Here is a 13,530-nt window from a genome sequence, read left to right as displayed (position 1 = left end):
GCATCGACGTGCTCTTCGCCATGCTCCGAGACGGCACCCTCTATGAACCCCCGGCCGTCACCGCCGCTTGACGAAAACCATAGGGGCACCTTTTCCTACGGCTGGTACACGTACGGCGTGGTGGTACTCAGCCGCGCGAAGCCGAGACGCTCCAGGATGGGGCGGCTCTGGTCGCTCGCGTCGACCTGGAGGTACTCGTAGCCGAGGTCGGCGGCGAGGCGGGCGCGGTGGGCCACCAGGGCGCGGTAGATGCCGCGGCCTCGCCAGCCGGGCACCGTGCCGCCGCCCCACAGGCCCGCGAAGCCGGTGCCCGGGGTCAGCTCCATCCGGGCCGCGCTCACCGGCTGGTCGCCGGCCATCGCGAGGACCATGCTGAGCGTCTCCGAGTTGTGCCGGAGGTGGTCGAGGATCCGTTCGCGCAAGGCGGGGAACTCTTTGCCGAAGGCCTGCTCGTGGACCGCCACCATGAGGTCCACCCCGGCCGGGCCGGTCACCGGCTCGAGCCGGACGCCTTCGGGCAGCACCGGGTCGGTGGGCAGGTCCTCGATCCGGGCGATCATCAGCGCCTCGTCCGGCTCGGCCGTGAACCCGGCCGCCAGCAGCCGCTGCCCGAGGTCGGCGGGGCGGTCATGGCTGTAGGTCTTCCACTCGAACTCCAGCCCCAGTTCGGTGAAGTAGCGCACCTGTGCGGCGATCGCATCGTCCGATCCGGCCTCGTCGAGGCCCGACCAGACGATGCCGTTCCAGGCGTGCTCCCCGCCCACCTGGCGCACCACGGCGCCGTCGTGCTCGACGCGGACCCCGGGGCCGTCGGGCCGCACGTCGCGCCGGATCCGCTGGTCGAACAGGGCGAGTACGTGATCATGATCCATCCGATCACTCCAGCACGGCCGGCCGGTGCGCGCCACCGGTTTTCCGTCCCGTCGTGTCGGCCCTCGGCATGCGGATCAGCTCGCTCGGCGCCTCCGCGCCCATGACGGCGTCCAACAGCGCCCGCGCGGCTGCGAGTTCGTCCAGTTGCCGGGTGATCCGGGCTCGCTCCCGGGCCAGACCGTTCAGCAGCTCCGGGCAGGTCGGACCGGGGCGGCGGCGCCCCGGCAGCGGCAGGCCCGGGAGGATCTCGGCGATCACGGCGCTGTTGAGGCCGGCCGCGAGCAGGGTGCGGATGCCGTGGACGGTGTCCACGTCCCGCTCGCCGTACTCGCGGTAGCCGCTCGGACGGCGCTCGGGGGTGAGCAGCCCCTGCTCCTCGTAGTAGCGCAGGGCGCGCGGGGTGGCCCCCGTCCGCCGGGCGAGCTCTCCGATCCGCATCGCGACACCTCCGATGGTCGTTCCCCTGGCGGTTCCCCTGGGCACGGCTCGCCGCCGTACTCGTCGGCTTGACTCTGCCGTCGGCGTGAAGGTCTAGCGTAACCGCCGTGCCGAACGAACGATCTTCCTCAATCACCCCTGCCCGCACCGCGGTTGCCGTCCTCGGTCTGGGCCCGATGGGCCGGGCGCTGGCCGCGGCGCTGCTGGCCGCCGGCCATCCCGTCACCGTCTGGAACCGCACCCCGGGCCGGGACACCGAACTGCTCGCCTCCGGCGCGCGACCGGCCGCAAGCGCCGCCGGGGCCGTGACGGACGCCCCGCTCGTCCTGCTCTGCGTCCGCGACCAGCCGGCCGCCCGGGCCGTACTGGACGCCGCCGGGCAGGCGCTGCGCGGCCGCGCCGTCGTCAACGCCACCTCGATCACGCCGGAGGACGCCCGGGCCAATGCCACCGACGCCGAGACCCGGGGCTTCCGGCTCCTCGACGCCGCGATCCTCACCCCCACCCCGACCATCGGCCGCCCGGAGGGCACCGTCCTGCTCAGCGGCGACCCGGAGGCCTTCGCCGCGCACGAGGCGACGCTCCGAACCCTCGGCGCCGTACGCCACGTGGGCGCGGACCCGGGGCGGGCGGCGGCCTTCGACGCGGCCCTGCTGGACCTGTTCTGGACCACCGTGCACGGCTACCTCCACGCCCTGGCACTGGCCCGCGCCGAGGGCATCAGCGGCGCTGAACTCGCCCCGTACGCCCAGGGGTTGCCGCACATTCTGCCACCGCTGATGGAGGACTTCGCCCAGCGCGCGGACGACCGCCACCACCCGGGCGACCGCAGCAGCGTGGCCTCCGCCGCGGCCGGGCTGGAGCACGTCGCCCACACCGCCCGCAGCCGCGGCCTGGACACCTCCGTCCTGGACGCCGCGCTCGCGGTCACCCGGCGGGCGGTGGCGGCGGGGCACGGCGCGGACGGGGTGTCGTCCCTGGTCGAGCTGTTCGGCCGCTAACCGTCAGACACGGCCTCGCCGTTCACTCTCCAGGTGCGCTACTGCGCCAGGTACCCGCCGTCGACCGGCAGCACCGCCCCGGTGACGAAGGAGGCGTCGTCCGAGGCGAGGAAAAGGACGGCGGCCGCGACCTCGGCCGGGTCGCCGAGCCGCCCCATCGGGTGCAGCTTCTCGATCGCCTCCAGGTACTCGGGCCCGCCGGGCTCGTCCCGCAGCCGAGCCACCCGCTCGGTGGAGATGGTGCCCGGAGCGACGGCGTTGACCCTGATCCCGCGGTCGGCCCACTCGACGGCGAGGTGCTTGGTCAGCCCCGAGGCGACGAACTTGGCGGGCCCGTACACCGCCTGGCCGCGCTGGCCGGCCTCGCCGGAGATCGAGGACAGGCACACGATCGAGCCGCCGGGCCGCTCCTGCGCGGTCATCGCCTGGATCGCGTACTTGCAGGTGAGGAACATGCCCCGGCCGTCGACGGCCATCACCTGGTCCCAGTCCTCGGCGGTGGCCTCGGTGATCTCCATCAGCGGGATCACCCCGGCATTGGCCACCAGCACGTCCAGCCGCCCGTACCGCTCGACGGCCGCGTCGACCATCCGCCGGGCGTCCTCGTCCCGGGACACGTCACCCACCACCGTGCTGACGGCGCCCGGCAGTTGCTCCGCCAGCCGGCGCAGCCCCTCGGCGTCCACATCGGTGGCGACCACCGACGCGCCCTCCCGGACGAACCGCTCGGCCACGGCCCTGCCGATGCCGCTGGCCGCCCCGGTCACCACGCACGAGCGCCCGGCCAACCGCCCCGCCGCGTTCAGAGTCACCATGGGCGGGACTCTACCGACCGCGGCGGGGGAAATCGGGGTTCCGCGGCGATCCCGCGTCCGGTGCGTCAGCGGCGCGGCACGGGGGAGGTACGGGCGCGGTACGGAGGAGGCACAGGCGTGCGGACGGATCAGACCGTGAGGACGATCTTGCCGCGCAGGTGCCCACGCTCGCTGACCCGCTGCGCCTCGGCCGCCTCCGCCAGCGGGAACACCCGGTGCAGCGGCAGCCGCAGGGTGCCCGCCTCGTGCAGGGCGAGCGCGGCGGCGTAACCGCGCCGGTGGTAGGACTCGACGCCCTCGGCGCCGCCGGTGAAGCGGACGCCGTACTGCGCGGCGTTCGCGAAGTCCGCGATCGTCACCACCCGGTCCGCACTGCCCGTCAGCTCGATCGACAGTGGCAGCACCCCGCCCTGCCCGGCCGCGTCCAGCGCCCGGTCCACCCCGCCCGGGGCGGCCGCCCGCACCCGCTCGGCCAGGCCCTCGCCGTACGTCACCGGGATCGCGCCGAGTTCGCGCAGGTGGGCGTGGTTGGCCTCGCTCGCGGTACCGACCACGGTGATGCCGCGCGCCCGGGCGAACTGCAGCAGCACGGTGCCGACCCCGCCGGCCGCACCGTGCACCAGCAGGGTCTCCCCCGGCCGGACGCCGAGGACGTCCAGCGCCCGCTCGCTGGTCTCGGCCGCCACCGGGAGCGCGGCGGCCTCCTCCCAGCTCAGCGTGGCGGGCTTGTGCGCCAGCTGGTCCGCGTCGACCAGCGCCTGCTCGGCGTAGCCGCCGCCCATCAGGCCGCCGAACACCTCGTCGCCGGGCGCGAAGCCGGTCACGTCCGCGCCGACCGCCTCCACCACGCCGGACACCTCGTAGCCGGGCACGGCGGGGAAGGCGGCCGGGAAGAGCGAGTCCAGCTCGCCGCTGCGCTGCTTGTGGTCGATCGGGTTGACACCCACCGCGCGGACCGCGACCCGGACCTGGCCGGGCCCGGGGGCGGGCAGCTCGATGTCGATGGTGCGCAGCACGTCCGCGCCGCCGTACTGCGGGAAGGCGATCGCCTTGGTCATGGAAGATCCTTGGGGTTTCGGTGAGTTGCATGCTTCCGACGGCTCCATCCTGCGGCGGGGGCAGCGGGCGCCAGGCCAGCCGTTCGGACAGTTCGACCTGGCCGAACGGACGGGCGGTCGGCATCGACTCCCGGACTAGGCTGGACGGCATGGACGAGACCTGGCAGGAGCACTGGGGCCGCCCCGAGGACGCGCTGGCGCGGGCCGTCGAGGTGCTGCGCGCACCCCGGCCGGATGTACTGCCGCGCCTGTCGGAGGTGGTCGGCACCCTGGTCCCGCACGCGGCGATCGCGCAACTCAGCGGCGTCTGCACCTACTCGCCCACCCACAGCTACGGCCCGCCCGAGCTGGCCGAGGGCATCAGCGGCCTGGAACTGGCCCAGCTGGCCGACCGCGCGGCCGAAACGACCGCGACCGGCAGGCCCTGGCAGGGCGAGGCCGAACTCGCGGGCCGTACCCGGCCGGTGGTGGTGGTCTCGGCGGCGCCGGGCGACGGCAAGGGAGCGGTCCTGGTGCTCGTCCGGATGAGCACCGAACCGGTGGCGCCGGGCGCGCTCGCCGTCCTCCAGCAGCTGTGCGACCTGGTGATCACCCACTCCGACCACCGCGCCACCGACGCAGACCCCACCCACGCGGCGGTCTCCCGCGCCGCCGCCAACGCCCGCGCCCGGGCCATCGCCGAGTTCACCGGCACCCACAGCGCCGCGCTGAGCGCGATCCTGGCGCCGCTGCGCTCGGCCGACCTGGACGACGCGGCCGCCCGCCGCGCCGCCACCGAGCTGGCCGTCACCGCCCTGCTCGACCTGCGCCGGGGCGCCGACCTGGACCGCGCGCTCAGCGAGGAGCCCGCCGACGCCGCCTTCGCCCGGCTCGCCCGCGAGCTGCGCCCGCTGCTGCGGCACACCCGGGTCCGGTTGGACCTCGCACCGCCGTCGGACGCCGCCCGGTCCGTCCCGGCGGACACCGCGCACACCGCGCGCGACGCCGTCCGGGTGGCCGTCCTGCTGATGCTGGAACAGGACAAACCAACCCGGCTGCACGTGAGTTGGCAGTTCACGAGCGGCGGTTCGCTGCGCGCCGTGGTCCGTGACGACGGCCTCGGCCTGCTCTGCGCCGACGCCCTGACCGTCCACCGCACGGCCGACCGGATCGCCGCCCTCGGCGGCCGCTACACCGTCGAGGCCGTCCCCGGCTGGGGCACCACCGTCACCGTCGACCTGCCGCTCGCCCTGCCCTCGCCCGCGACGGTCACCGACCCGCTGGACGGGCTCCAGCCGCGCGAGCTGGAGGTCCTCGACCAGCTCGCCCAGGGCCGCCGCAACCGGGACATCGCCACCGCACTGCACATCAGCGAGTCCACGGTGAAGTTCCATGTGGCCAACATCCTGGCCAAGTTGGGCGTCGCCTCCCGCGGCGAGGCGGCTGCCCTCGCCCACCGGGCGGGCCTGCCGGGGGCGCCGCAGCTGCACGTGGCATCGTGAAGCTCGTGGGACGCGCCGGAATCTGATAGATCAGACGGCATGACCGACCACCCACTGCCGACCACCTGGGATCCCGCCGCCCCTGGCGTGCTCCGCCTGCCCTCCGGGCGGCTGCTGCGCGGCCGCGGAGTGCTGACGCCTCTGCCGCCCGGTCCTCGGCCCACCTTCGGGGTCTACCTGTTGGGCCGCCCGCCGAAGACCTCCGGTTGGGAGGCCCGCTGGGTGCGCTGGCCGGACTTCCGGCTGCCCGCCGACCGCGCCGACGCGGCCGACGCCTTCCGCGAGGCCTGGGAGCGCTGCGCCGTCGAGCGCGTCGAACTCGCCTGTGCGGGCGGGCGCGGCCGTACCGGCACCGCCCTCGCCTGCGTCGCGGTGCTGGACGGCGTCCCGGCGGCGGAGGCCGTCGCGTACGTCCGGGAGCACTACAGCCCGCACGCGGTGGAGACGCCCTGGCAACGCAAGTTCGTGGAGCGCTGGACCGGCTGACCCGGGCCCGCTCACGGCTCCCGGACGAGCGAGTACCCCGTCATCGTGAAGCGCAGCTGCGCCCCCGTCTCCTCCGGCCGCCACCCGGCGGCCAGGCCCGCCCGGACGAGGTCGGCGATGAGCGCCGGGGTGACGGGTTCCAGCTGGAACACCTCGGCGATCCGCTCGGGCGGAGCCGTCAGCAGCACCCCGTAGTGCGGCCAGGGGTCGTCGAAGCGCCGCGTCACGACGAGTGGCCGGAACGGCCCGCCCTCGGCGTCGAGCCAGACGCGCACGTCCACGTGCGCGCCGTCGCGGAAGCGGACCACCCAGCGGTAGTCACGGCCGTCGACGTGGATGCTGCGCGGTGTCCTCTGCGCCACCCCGCGACGATACGCCCGCGGCACCGTCGGCAGGACCAGACGTCCTCGATCCGGACGTCCCCGGCGAACTCGTGGATCCGCCAGGGCTGTCGGGCGTGTGCTGCGCGTGGAGGCCGTATGGTGGCCACCCCCTTCACCGGACGAGGCTCGACCTCGCCGTCCGTTCACAGCTCCCAGGGCTGCCCGGCCGCCCACTCCTCCACCGTCTGCCAGTGGATTCCAGGGTGGGCGGCGTGCAGGGCGGCGGTGTCGACGTCGAGGCCGGGCTCCTGGAAGTAGCGGAACATCGCGGCCAGATCCTCGGAGTAGATCTCGACGACGGTCAGCGGCACCTCCTCGCAGCGGATCGGGCGTCCGCTCGCGGCGGCGATGGCGGCGGCGATCTGTTCGCCGGTGCACCACTGAGAGGCGATGTCGATGCGGCGGCCCGGGTAGGCCCCGGGGTGGGTGAGGACGTGGGCGGCGAAGGCGCCGATGGTTTCGGCCGAGATCACCGGGAGGGGGACGCCGGGCGGCATGGGGAGGTGGAAGACGCCCTCACGCAGGGACTGGAGGGTCCAGTCGTTGGCGTAGTTGTCCAGGAAGGCGGCCGGGCCGATGACGGTCCAGGGCAGGTCCAGGCCGGCGAGGTGCTGTTCGATGCGCTGCTTGGTGTCGAAGTGCGGGATGCCGGTGGAGCGGTCGGCGTTGGTGGCGGAGGTGAAGACCACGTGCCGTACGCCGGCGGCGGCCGCCGCGTCGAGCAGGGCGATGCCCTGGCGGACCTCGGTGTCGAGGTCCGTCCCGAACGGGGTGGACATCGCGAACAGCGCGCCCGCGCCGTCCAGCGCGGCGGCCAGCGAGGCCGGGTTGTCGAAGTCGGCGCGCACCAAGTCGGCGCCGAGGGCGGAGAGTTCACGGGCGGCCGGGGAGTCGACGGCACGGGTCAGCGCCCGGACGGGACGGCCCGCGCTCAGCAGTGCGCGGGCGGTGGCTCCGCCCTGGGCGCCGGTGGCACCCGTGACGGCGACAGGAAACTCAGTTATCTGCGTCATGCAGATAAAAATAGAGAAAAACACCTGCGCCGCACAACTATTTATCGGGAACCCGACTACCCTTCCCCCCATGACCACCCGCGACGAACTGATGGCGCAGCTGTGGCCGGTCTCGCGCCGTTACCTGGCCTCCTACGTGCTGTTCAACCAGGCCGTCGCCGACCACCTCGGCATGCACCCGACCGACGTCCAGTGCCTGAACCTGCTCACCCTGGAGGACGGCCCGGTCACCACCGGTCGGATCGCCGAGCTGACCGGCCTCACCAGCGGCTCGGCGACCCGGCTGGTCGACCGGCTGGAGAAGGCGGGCCTGGTGGCCCGGCAGCGGGACGAGGCGGACCGCCGCCGGGTGCTGGTGGCCGTCCTCCCCGAGGCGCTGGAGCGCTTCGGGGAGGTGTGGCGCGCCCTCAGCACCGACTGGGTGGCGATCTTCGCCGAGGACAGCGAGGACGAACTCGCCTTCCTGCTCAAGCACATGAACCGCACGGTGGACCTCAGCCACCGGCAGATCGCCCGCCTCGCCGACAAGGACCTCTAGGTCTTCCGCAGGTCCGGCGCCGGAACCCCGATCAGCAGCCGCCGCACCGCGTCCCACGCCGTCCGCAGCGCGGCCGCGCAGGCCCGGGAGTCCGAGCCGAGCAGTCGCAGCCAGGCGCCGCCGTCCTGCGGCAGCACGCTGACCCCGCACAGCAGGCCGCGGTCGGCCAGCGCCTCGTGCAGCACGTCCGCGATCCGCGCCGCCGGGGCGAGCGGGCTGAGCACGTACAGGCTGGACATCACGTCGTACCCGCCGAGCACGGCCGGACCGGCGACGCCACCGCCCGCGGGCTCCAGCCGCACCGTATCCAGGGCCACCAGCTCCCCGTCGGGGCGCCGCACTTCGAGGTCCGAGGCGAACACCCGGTAGGCGTTCCGCTCGCCCCGGGCGAGCCGGCCGGCGAGCAGGGTCTCCCCGGCGACCACGGTCGCACCGGCGTCCACGGTCAGCACCGTCCGCTGGTAGAACCGCGAGTCGACGAAGGGGATCACCGGCTCGGGCAGGTACTCGACGTAGGAGCCCGGCCCGGCCGAGAGGTTGACGAGCTGGGTCGCGTAGTCGTGCTCCATCCGGTAGACCTTGGTGGCCGCCTGGGTGGTCAGGTGCACCGCCGTGTCGGCGCCGCAGCGGATGTCCGTGCGCAGCCGGTCGGCTTGAAGGATGCCGCCGCCGGTGGACATCAGGAAGGTGACGGCGAGGTCCGGGCGGGCCGGGTCGAAGTAGAGCGGGCGCATGATCTGCAGCGGCGACTTCTGGTAGTGGCCGGTGAGTTCGGTGCGCCCGCCGATCCGCTCGAAGGCCAGCTCCAGCAGCCCGACCTTGCCGGGGCGCCCGACCGCGAGGGTGTCGGGCGTCCCGGCGTGCCGGCGGACCTCGTACGGGACGCGGGCCGGCTCGTAGTGCCGGGGGTCGAGCCGGGGCACCGACCCCTGCGGGGGCACCGACCCCTGCGCCAGGACGGTCACGCCGGGACCTTCCGGAAGGTCTCCAGGAAGCTCGCGATCTCCTCCAGACCCTCCCCCGTCAGGCAGTTGGTGAGCACCACCGGCCCGCCCTCCCGGACCCGCCGGGCGTCGGACTCCATGATGCCGAGATCGGCGCGGACGTACTGGGCGATGTCGATCTTGTTGATGACCAGCAGCTCGGACTCGGTGATGCCCGGGCCGCGCTTGCGGGGCATCTTCTCGCCCTCGGCGGTGTCCAGGACGAACAGGAAGAGGTCGACCAGCACCGGGCTGAAGGTCAGGGTCAGGTTGTCGCCGCCGGACTCGTACAGCAGGGTGTCGACGTCCGGGAATCGCTCCAGCATCTCGGCCCCGGCCGCCAGGTTCATCGTCGGGTCGTCCCGTACGGCGGTGTGCGGGCAGGCGCCGGTCTCCACGCCGACCACCCGCTCCGGGTCGAGCACCCCGGCAAGGGTGCGGCGCACGTGCTGGGCGTCCTCCTGGGTGTAGATGTCGTTGGTGATGACCGCCGGGCGGTGGCCGCGCGCGATCAGCACCGGGACGAGCGCCTCGATCAGCGCCGTCTTGCCGGAGCCGACCGGGCCGCCGATGCCCACCCGGAGCACGTTCTCGGTCATGCTGTCTGGTCTCCTCTGCTTGCTTGCGTACGAAGGGGGTTCAGCTCGCGAACAGCCGGGCCTCGGCCCGCTCGTGCCGCCCGGACATCGCGTCCGCGACCGGCACGCAGCCGCCGAGGTCGGCCGACTCCCGCACCAGGGCAGCCGCCACCACCTCCCGGATCACCGGCGCCACGGCCCGCAGCGCCACCTGCGCCTTGCGGTGGTCGGTCAGCCGCAGCCGCAGGGCGGCGCCGACGAAGCTGGTGCAGAAGGCGAACAGATCGCTGGCGACGGCCTGTTCGACGGGGACGGCGGCCGAGGCGTAGGCGACCCCGGCCGCCACCGCCTGGCAGCCGGGGGCCCGCCTGGCGGCCACCAGTTCGGCGTACCGCTCCAGCGGCTCGCCGCCCACCGACTCCCGGGCGATGTCCAGGAGTTGGCGCCCGGTACGGGTGGCGGCCAGCCTCAGTTCGCGGTTGAGCTTGGTGGCGTGCAGCCGCTGGTCGGTCTCGGCCAGCAGCCGCCAGTCCCCGGCCGAGGCGGCCCGGTGGGCCAGCGCCAGCGCCGTGGCGTCGGACGGTCCGACGCTGTGCCGCAGCAGGTCGGCGAGCAGCTCGGGCATGGTGTCCGGGGTGACGGCCTTGGCCTGGGCGTAGCCCTCCAGACCGTGCGAGAGGGTGTAGAAGCCGCTGGGAAAGGCGGAGTCGGTCAGTTGGAGGCTGACCAGCAGGGCGTCCAGGCCGTTGCCCGAGTCCGAGCCCGAGCCCGAGGCCGTGCCCGAGGCGATGCTCACGCGAGGTAGAACAGGTGGTTGAGCGGCAGCTCACGGGCGGGCTCGATGGTGGCCGGTTCGCCATCCAGGGTGACCTTGTACGTCTCCGGGTCGACCGCGATCTTCGGCAGCGCGTCGTTGCGCACCATGTGCTGCTTGCCCACCGAGCGGCACCGCCGCACCGGCAACACCCGGCTGTCCAGCCCGAGTTGGGCCGGGACGCCGAGGTCCACGGCGGCCTGGGACATGAACGAGACCCGGGTGGCCTGCTTGGCCCGCCCGTACGCGCCGAACATCGGGCGGTAGTAGACCGGCTGCGGGGTGGGCAGCGAGGCGTTCGGGTCGCCCATCAGGGCCCAGTTGATCACGCCGCCCTTGATGACCATCTTGGGCTTGGCGGCGAAGGAGTTGATCGGCCAGAGCACGATGTCGGCCAGCTTGCCGGGCTCCAGCGAGCCGATGTGGTCGGCGGTGCCGGAGGCGACGGCCGGGTTGATGGTGAGCTTGGCGAGGTAGCGCAGGACGCGGAAGTTGTCGTTGCGCTCGGTGTCGCCGGCCAGCTTGCCGCGCTGCTCCTTGCAGTGGTGGGCGGTCTGGAAGGCGCGGGTGAAGGACTCCCCGATCCGGCCCATGGCCTGCGAGTCGGAGGAGAAGATCGAGATCACGCCCTCGTCGTGCAGCACGGTCTCGGCGGCGATGGTCTCGGCGCGCACCCGGGAGTCGGCGAAGGAGACGTCCTCGGGGATGTCGTGGCTGAGGTGGTGGCAGACCATCACCATGTCCAGCAGCTCGTCCACCGAGTTGACGGTGTAGGGCAGCGTCGGGTTGGTGGAGGACGGCAGCACGTTGGGCTCGCCGGCGATCCGCATGATGTCGGGGGCGTGGCCGCCGCCCGCGCCCTCGGTGTGGAAGGTGTGGATGGTGCGGCCGTCGATCGCGGAGAGGGTGTCCTCGAAGTAGCCGGACTCGTTCAGGGTGTCGGTGTGGATGGCCACCTGCACGTCGTACTCGTCGGCGACGCCCAGCGCACTGTCGATCGCGGCCGGGGTGCTGCCCCAGTCCTCGTGCACCTTGAGGCCGCACACGCCCGCCTCGACCTGCTCGCGCAGCGCGCCCGGCAGCGAGCCGTTGCCCTTGCCGAGCAGACCGACGTTGACCGGGAGGTCCTCGACCGCCTGGTACATCCGCCCGATGTTCCACGGGCCGGGGGTGCAGGTGGTCCCGTTGGTGCCGTCGGACGGGCCGGTGCCGCCGCCGATCAGGGTGGTGATGCCGTTGCTCAGCGCCTCCTGGACCTGCTGCGGGGCGATGAAGTGGATGTGGGTGTCGATGCCGCCGGCGGTGGCGATCAGGTGCTCGCCGGAGATCACCTCGGTGCCGGGGCCGATCACCAGCCGGGGGTGCACCCCGCTCTGGGTGTGCGGGTTGCCGGCCTTGCCGACGGCGGTGATGAAGCCGTCCTTGACGCCGATGTCGCCCTTGACGACGCCGAGCACCGGGTCCATGACGATCACGTTGGTGATGACCAGGTCGAGCGCGCCCTGCACGGAGGTGGCGGCCGGGTCCTGGGCCATGCCGTCGCGGATGCCCTTGCCGCCGCCGTAGACGGCCTCGTCGCCGTAGTGGCCCTGGTTGTGGTCCTGCTCGATCTCGACCACGAGGTTGGTGTCGGCGAGGTGGAAGCGGTCGCCGACGGTGGGGCCGAAGAGGTCGGTGTACTGCTTGCGGGACAGGATGGCCATCAGCGGTCGCCTTCCTTGCGGTTCTCGCGGTTCGCGAGGTTCGCGCGGTCCTCGCGGCTCTCGGTGTGGAAGTCCGCGCGGGGGTGGTCTTCCTTGAGGTCGAGGTTGGTGCCCTTGAAGCCGAGGGCGATCGCCCGGTCGATGGCGCGGGCGCGGGTGGCGGGCGCGGTGGTGCCGCCGTCCACGAGGTTGCTGAAGCCGACCAGGCGGCGGTGGCCGCCGAACTCGGCCAGCGTGACGTCCAAGGTGACGCCGGGCTCGAAGCGGACGGCGGTGCCCGCCGGGATGTCCAGGTGCTTGCCGAAGGCCGCGTTGCGGTCGAAGTCGAGGGCGCGGTTGGCCTCGAAGAAGTGGTAGTGGGAACCGACCTGGATCGCCCGGTCACCCGTGTTGCTGACCGTGATGACGGCCTTGGCGCGGCCGGCGTTGATCTCCACCGGGTCGTCGCCGTACAGGTATTTGGCGCCACCAGCCATGGTTGGCCTTCCTCTCTGCCGGTTCAGTGGGGGGTGTGTGCGGGGGTGTGTGCGGGGGTGTGGGGGTGTTGGTCCGTGTGGGGGTGGCTGTGGCGGTGGCCGTGGGAGTGCGCCTCGCCGGGCCCGTGACTGTGGGCGTAGCCGTGCCCGTGCTCGGCGTCGAGGCCGGCCGCGATGCCGTCCTCGCCGTGGCCCAGCAGGTGCAGCGCCGCCGCCGTCCGGGCCGCGACCACCCCGGCGATCGCGGACGGCCGCAGCAGCGGACCGCCGTCCCGTACGCCGGGCAGGGCGGTGCGCAGCGCCGGACCGAAGGAGGCCGGGACGGCCGTCACCTCGGCCGCCCCGAGCAGCCGGCAGCGCTCGGCGCCCTCGGCGGGGTCCGGGTCGCCGCTCGCGAGGGCCACCTCGACCCAGCGGTGGCGACCGTACTGGCGGACCAGGCGGGCGATCCGGAACAGTTCGGCGTCCTCGAAGGGGCCGGCCGCCGGGGCGGTGACCAGTACGGCGCCCTCGCCGCCGGCTCCGGCCGCGGCGCGCAGCCAGCCGATCAGGTGCTCGGCGGCGCCGAAGGGGGCGGTGAGGGCGAGCCGTCCCCGGCCCTGGTCGACCGCCAGCCAGCGCAGGGCGCGGGCGGTGTCGGCGACCAGCTCGGGGTCGCGCCCGAGCGTCATCGGCACGACGCACACCGGTCCGTCGGTGGCCGCCAGCGCCGACCGTACGGCCTCGGCGAGTGGTCGGCCCGCGGCGGCGACGGCGCGCACGGTGGGCCCGTTCGCCGTGGATCGGTGCTCCACCAGGGCGGCCAGGTCGCGGCCGCCGTCGCTCTCGTGGCCGCCGGCCAGCACGACGGTGGCGGGCCCGATCCCGGCGGCCTGTCGTGCGGTCATGGC

At 73.7% G+C, this 13,530-nt stretch carries 16 protein-coding genes; 4 read left to right on the top strand and 12 right to left on the bottom strand.

What is annotated here, in order from left to right:
- Nucleotides 1-95: 95 nt before the first annotated feature.
- The gene (locus tag ACZ3UD_RS33530; RefSeq protein ID WP_465596418.1) at nt 96-872 is read right to left on the bottom strand and encodes a GNAT family N-acetyltransferase; all 777 of its coding nucleotides are present in this window, start codon (nt 870-872) and stop codon (nt 96-98) included.
- Between the two features lie 4 nt (nt 873-876).
- Nucleotides 877-1,311, bottom strand: a complete 435-nt coding sequence (locus ACZ3UD_RS33525) for a MerR family transcriptional regulator (protein ID WP_465596415.1) — start codon at nt 1,309-1,311, stop codon at nt 877-879.
- Nucleotides 1,312-1,418: 107 nt separating this feature from the next.
- On the opposite strand from ACZ3UD_RS33525, the gene ACZ3UD_RS33520 reads away from it, so the two are divergent.
- On the top strand, nt 1,419-2,312 hold the full coding sequence (locus tag ACZ3UD_RS33520; protein WP_465596412.1) for an NAD(P)-dependent oxidoreductase: 894 nt from the start codon (nt 1,419-1,421) through the stop codon (nt 2,310-2,312).
- 38 nt (nt 2,313-2,350) lie between these two features.
- Here ACZ3UD_RS33520 and ACZ3UD_RS33515 read toward each other — a convergent pair whose 3' ends face one another.
- Together ACZ3UD_RS33515 and ACZ3UD_RS33510 are read right to left on the bottom strand one after the other, a co-directional pair.
- Nucleotides 2,351-3,127, bottom strand: coding sequence for an SDR family NAD(P)-dependent oxidoreductase (locus ACZ3UD_RS33515; protein WP_465596409.1), 777 nt, complete (start codon nt 3,125-3,127; stop codon nt 2,351-2,353).
- Between the two features lie 128 nt (nt 3,128-3,255).
- Entirely contained in the window at nt 3,256-4,185 is a 930-nt protein-coding gene (locus tag ACZ3UD_RS33510) for an NADP-dependent oxidoreductase (protein WP_465596405.1), read from the bottom strand.
- A gap of 149 nt (nt 4,186-4,334) precedes the next feature.
- Between ACZ3UD_RS33510 and ACZ3UD_RS33505 the strand changes: the two genes are divergently transcribed.
- A complete protein-coding gene (locus tag ACZ3UD_RS33505) occupies nt 4,335-5,666 on the top strand; it encodes a helix-turn-helix transcriptional regulator (protein ID WP_465596402.1) in 1,332 nt (443 codons plus the stop codon).
- Nucleotides 5,667-5,705: 39 nt separating this feature from the next.
- Nucleotides 5,706-6,152 (top strand): protein-tyrosine phosphatase family protein, encoded by a 447-nt coding sequence (locus ACZ3UD_RS33500; RefSeq protein ID WP_465596399.1) that lies wholly within the window; start codon nt 5,706-5,708, stop codon nt 6,150-6,152.
- 11 nt (nt 6,153-6,163) lie between these two features.
- On the opposite strand, the gene ACZ3UD_RS33495 is transcribed toward ACZ3UD_RS33500, so the two are convergent.
- Both ACZ3UD_RS33495 and ACZ3UD_RS33490 read right to left on the bottom strand, forming a co-directional pair.
- A complete protein-coding gene (locus ACZ3UD_RS33495) occupies nt 6,164-6,514 on the bottom strand; it encodes a hypothetical protein (protein ID WP_465596396.1) in 351 nt (116 codons plus the stop codon).
- A gap of 164 nt (nt 6,515-6,678) precedes the next feature.
- Nucleotides 6,679-7,548 carry an NmrA family NAD(P)-binding protein gene (locus tag ACZ3UD_RS33490; RefSeq protein WP_465596393.1) on the bottom strand — a complete coding sequence of 290 codons (870 nt, stop codon included), beginning with the start codon at nt 7,546-7,548 and terminating at the stop codon, nt 6,679-6,681.
- A gap of 70 nt (nt 7,549-7,618) precedes the next feature.
- Between ACZ3UD_RS33490 and ACZ3UD_RS33485 the strand changes: the two genes are divergently transcribed.
- Nucleotides 7,619-8,086 carry a MarR family winged helix-turn-helix transcriptional regulator gene (locus ACZ3UD_RS33485; protein ID WP_387614433.1) on the top strand — a complete coding sequence of 156 codons (468 nt, stop codon included), beginning with the start codon at nt 7,619-7,621 and terminating at the stop codon, nt 8,084-8,086.
- Here ACZ3UD_RS33485 and ACZ3UD_RS33480 read toward each other — a convergent pair.
- From ACZ3UD_RS33480 to ACZ3UD_RS33455, 6 genes are read right to left on the bottom strand one after another with little or no spacing between them, the layout of a single operon-like run.
- Nucleotides 8,083-9,051, bottom strand: a complete 969-nt coding sequence (locus ACZ3UD_RS33480; RefSeq protein WP_465596389.1) for an urease accessory protein UreD — start codon at nt 9,049-9,051, stop codon at nt 8,083-8,085. The genes ACZ3UD_RS33485 and ACZ3UD_RS33480 overlap by 4 nt on opposite strands.
- Entirely contained in the window at nt 9,048-9,668 is a 621-nt protein-coding gene (gene ureG, locus ACZ3UD_RS33475) for an urease accessory protein UreG (protein WP_465596385.1), read from the bottom strand. The genes ACZ3UD_RS33480 and ureG overlap by 4 nt, the downstream gene beginning before the upstream one ends.
- Nucleotides 9,669-9,708: 40 nt before the next feature.
- Nucleotides 9,709-10,443, bottom strand: a complete 735-nt coding sequence (locus ACZ3UD_RS33470; protein WP_465596382.1) for an urease accessory protein UreF — start codon at nt 10,441-10,443, stop codon at nt 9,709-9,711.
- The gene (ureC, locus tag ACZ3UD_RS33465; protein WP_402939342.1) at nt 10,440-12,164 is read right to left on the bottom strand and encodes an urease subunit alpha; all 1,725 of its coding nucleotides are present in this window, start codon (nt 12,162-12,164) and stop codon (nt 10,440-10,442) included. Before ureC ends, ACZ3UD_RS33470 begins: the two co-directional genes overlap by 4 nt.
- The gene (locus ACZ3UD_RS33460) at nt 12,164-12,640 is read right to left on the bottom strand and encodes an urease subunit beta (RefSeq protein ID WP_465596378.1); all 477 of its coding nucleotides are present in this window, start codon (nt 12,638-12,640) and stop codon (nt 12,164-12,166) included. Before ACZ3UD_RS33460 ends, ureC begins: the two co-directional genes overlap by 1 nt.
- A gap of 23 nt (nt 12,641-12,663) precedes the next feature.
- Entirely contained in the window at nt 12,664-13,527 is an 864-nt protein-coding gene (locus ACZ3UD_RS33455; RefSeq protein ID WP_465596375.1) for a sirohydrochlorin chelatase family protein, read from the bottom strand.
- Nucleotides 13,528-13,530: the final 3 nt, after the last annotated feature.

The sequence above is a fragment of the Kitasatospora sp. NPDC023118 genome (assembly GCF_055560875.1).
The sequence above is the reverse complement of the archived record's forward strand: the minus strand, read 5'-3'. Positions and strand labels throughout refer to the sequence as shown.

Excerpts from the sequence above, each read along its gene's own strand:
- ureG (WP_465596385.1), bottom strand. The coding sequence starts at position 9,668 with ATGACCGAGAACGTGCTCCGGGTGGGCATCGGCGGCCCGGTCGGCTCC.
- ACZ3UD_RS33515 (WP_465596409.1), bottom strand. The coding sequence starts at position 3,127 with ATGGTGACTCTGAACGCGGCGGGGCGGTTGGCCGGGCGCTCGTGCGTG.
- ureC (WP_402939342.1), bottom strand. The coding sequence starts at position 12,164 with ATGGCCATCCTGTCCCGCAAGCAGTACACCGACCTCTTCGGCCCCACC.
- ACZ3UD_RS33525 (WP_465596415.1), bottom strand. The coding sequence starts at position 1,311 with ATGCGGATCGGAGAGCTCGCCCGGCGGACGGGGGCCACCCCGCGCGCC.
- ACZ3UD_RS33510 (WP_465596405.1), bottom strand. The coding sequence starts at position 4,185 with ATGACCAAGGCGATCGCCTTCCCGCAGTACGGCGGCGCGGACGTGCTG.
- ACZ3UD_RS33460 (WP_465596378.1), bottom strand. The coding sequence starts at position 12,640 with ATGGCTGGTGGCGCCAAATACCTGTACGGCGACGACCCGGTGGAGATC.
- ACZ3UD_RS33505 (WP_465596402.1), top strand. The coding sequence starts at position 4,335 with ATGGACGAGACCTGGCAGGAGCACTGGGGCCGCCCCGAGGACGCGCTG.
- ACZ3UD_RS33490 (WP_465596393.1), bottom strand. The coding sequence starts at position 7,548 with ATGACGCAGATAACTGAGTTTCCTGTCGCCGTCACGGGTGCCACCGGC.
- ACZ3UD_RS33485 (WP_387614433.1), top strand. The coding sequence starts at position 7,619 with ATGACCACCCGCGACGAACTGATGGCGCAGCTGTGGCCGGTCTCGCGC.
- ACZ3UD_RS33500 (WP_465596399.1), top strand. The coding sequence starts at position 5,706 with ATGACCGACCACCCACTGCCGACCACCTGGGATCCCGCCGCCCCTGGC.
- ACZ3UD_RS33455 (WP_465596375.1), bottom strand. The coding sequence starts at position 13,527 with ATGACCGCACGACAGGCCGCCGGGATCGGGCCCGCCACCGTCGTGCTG.
- ACZ3UD_RS33530 (WP_465596418.1), bottom strand. The coding sequence starts at position 872 with ATGGATCATGATCACGTACTCGCCCTGTTCGACCAGCGGATCCGGCGC.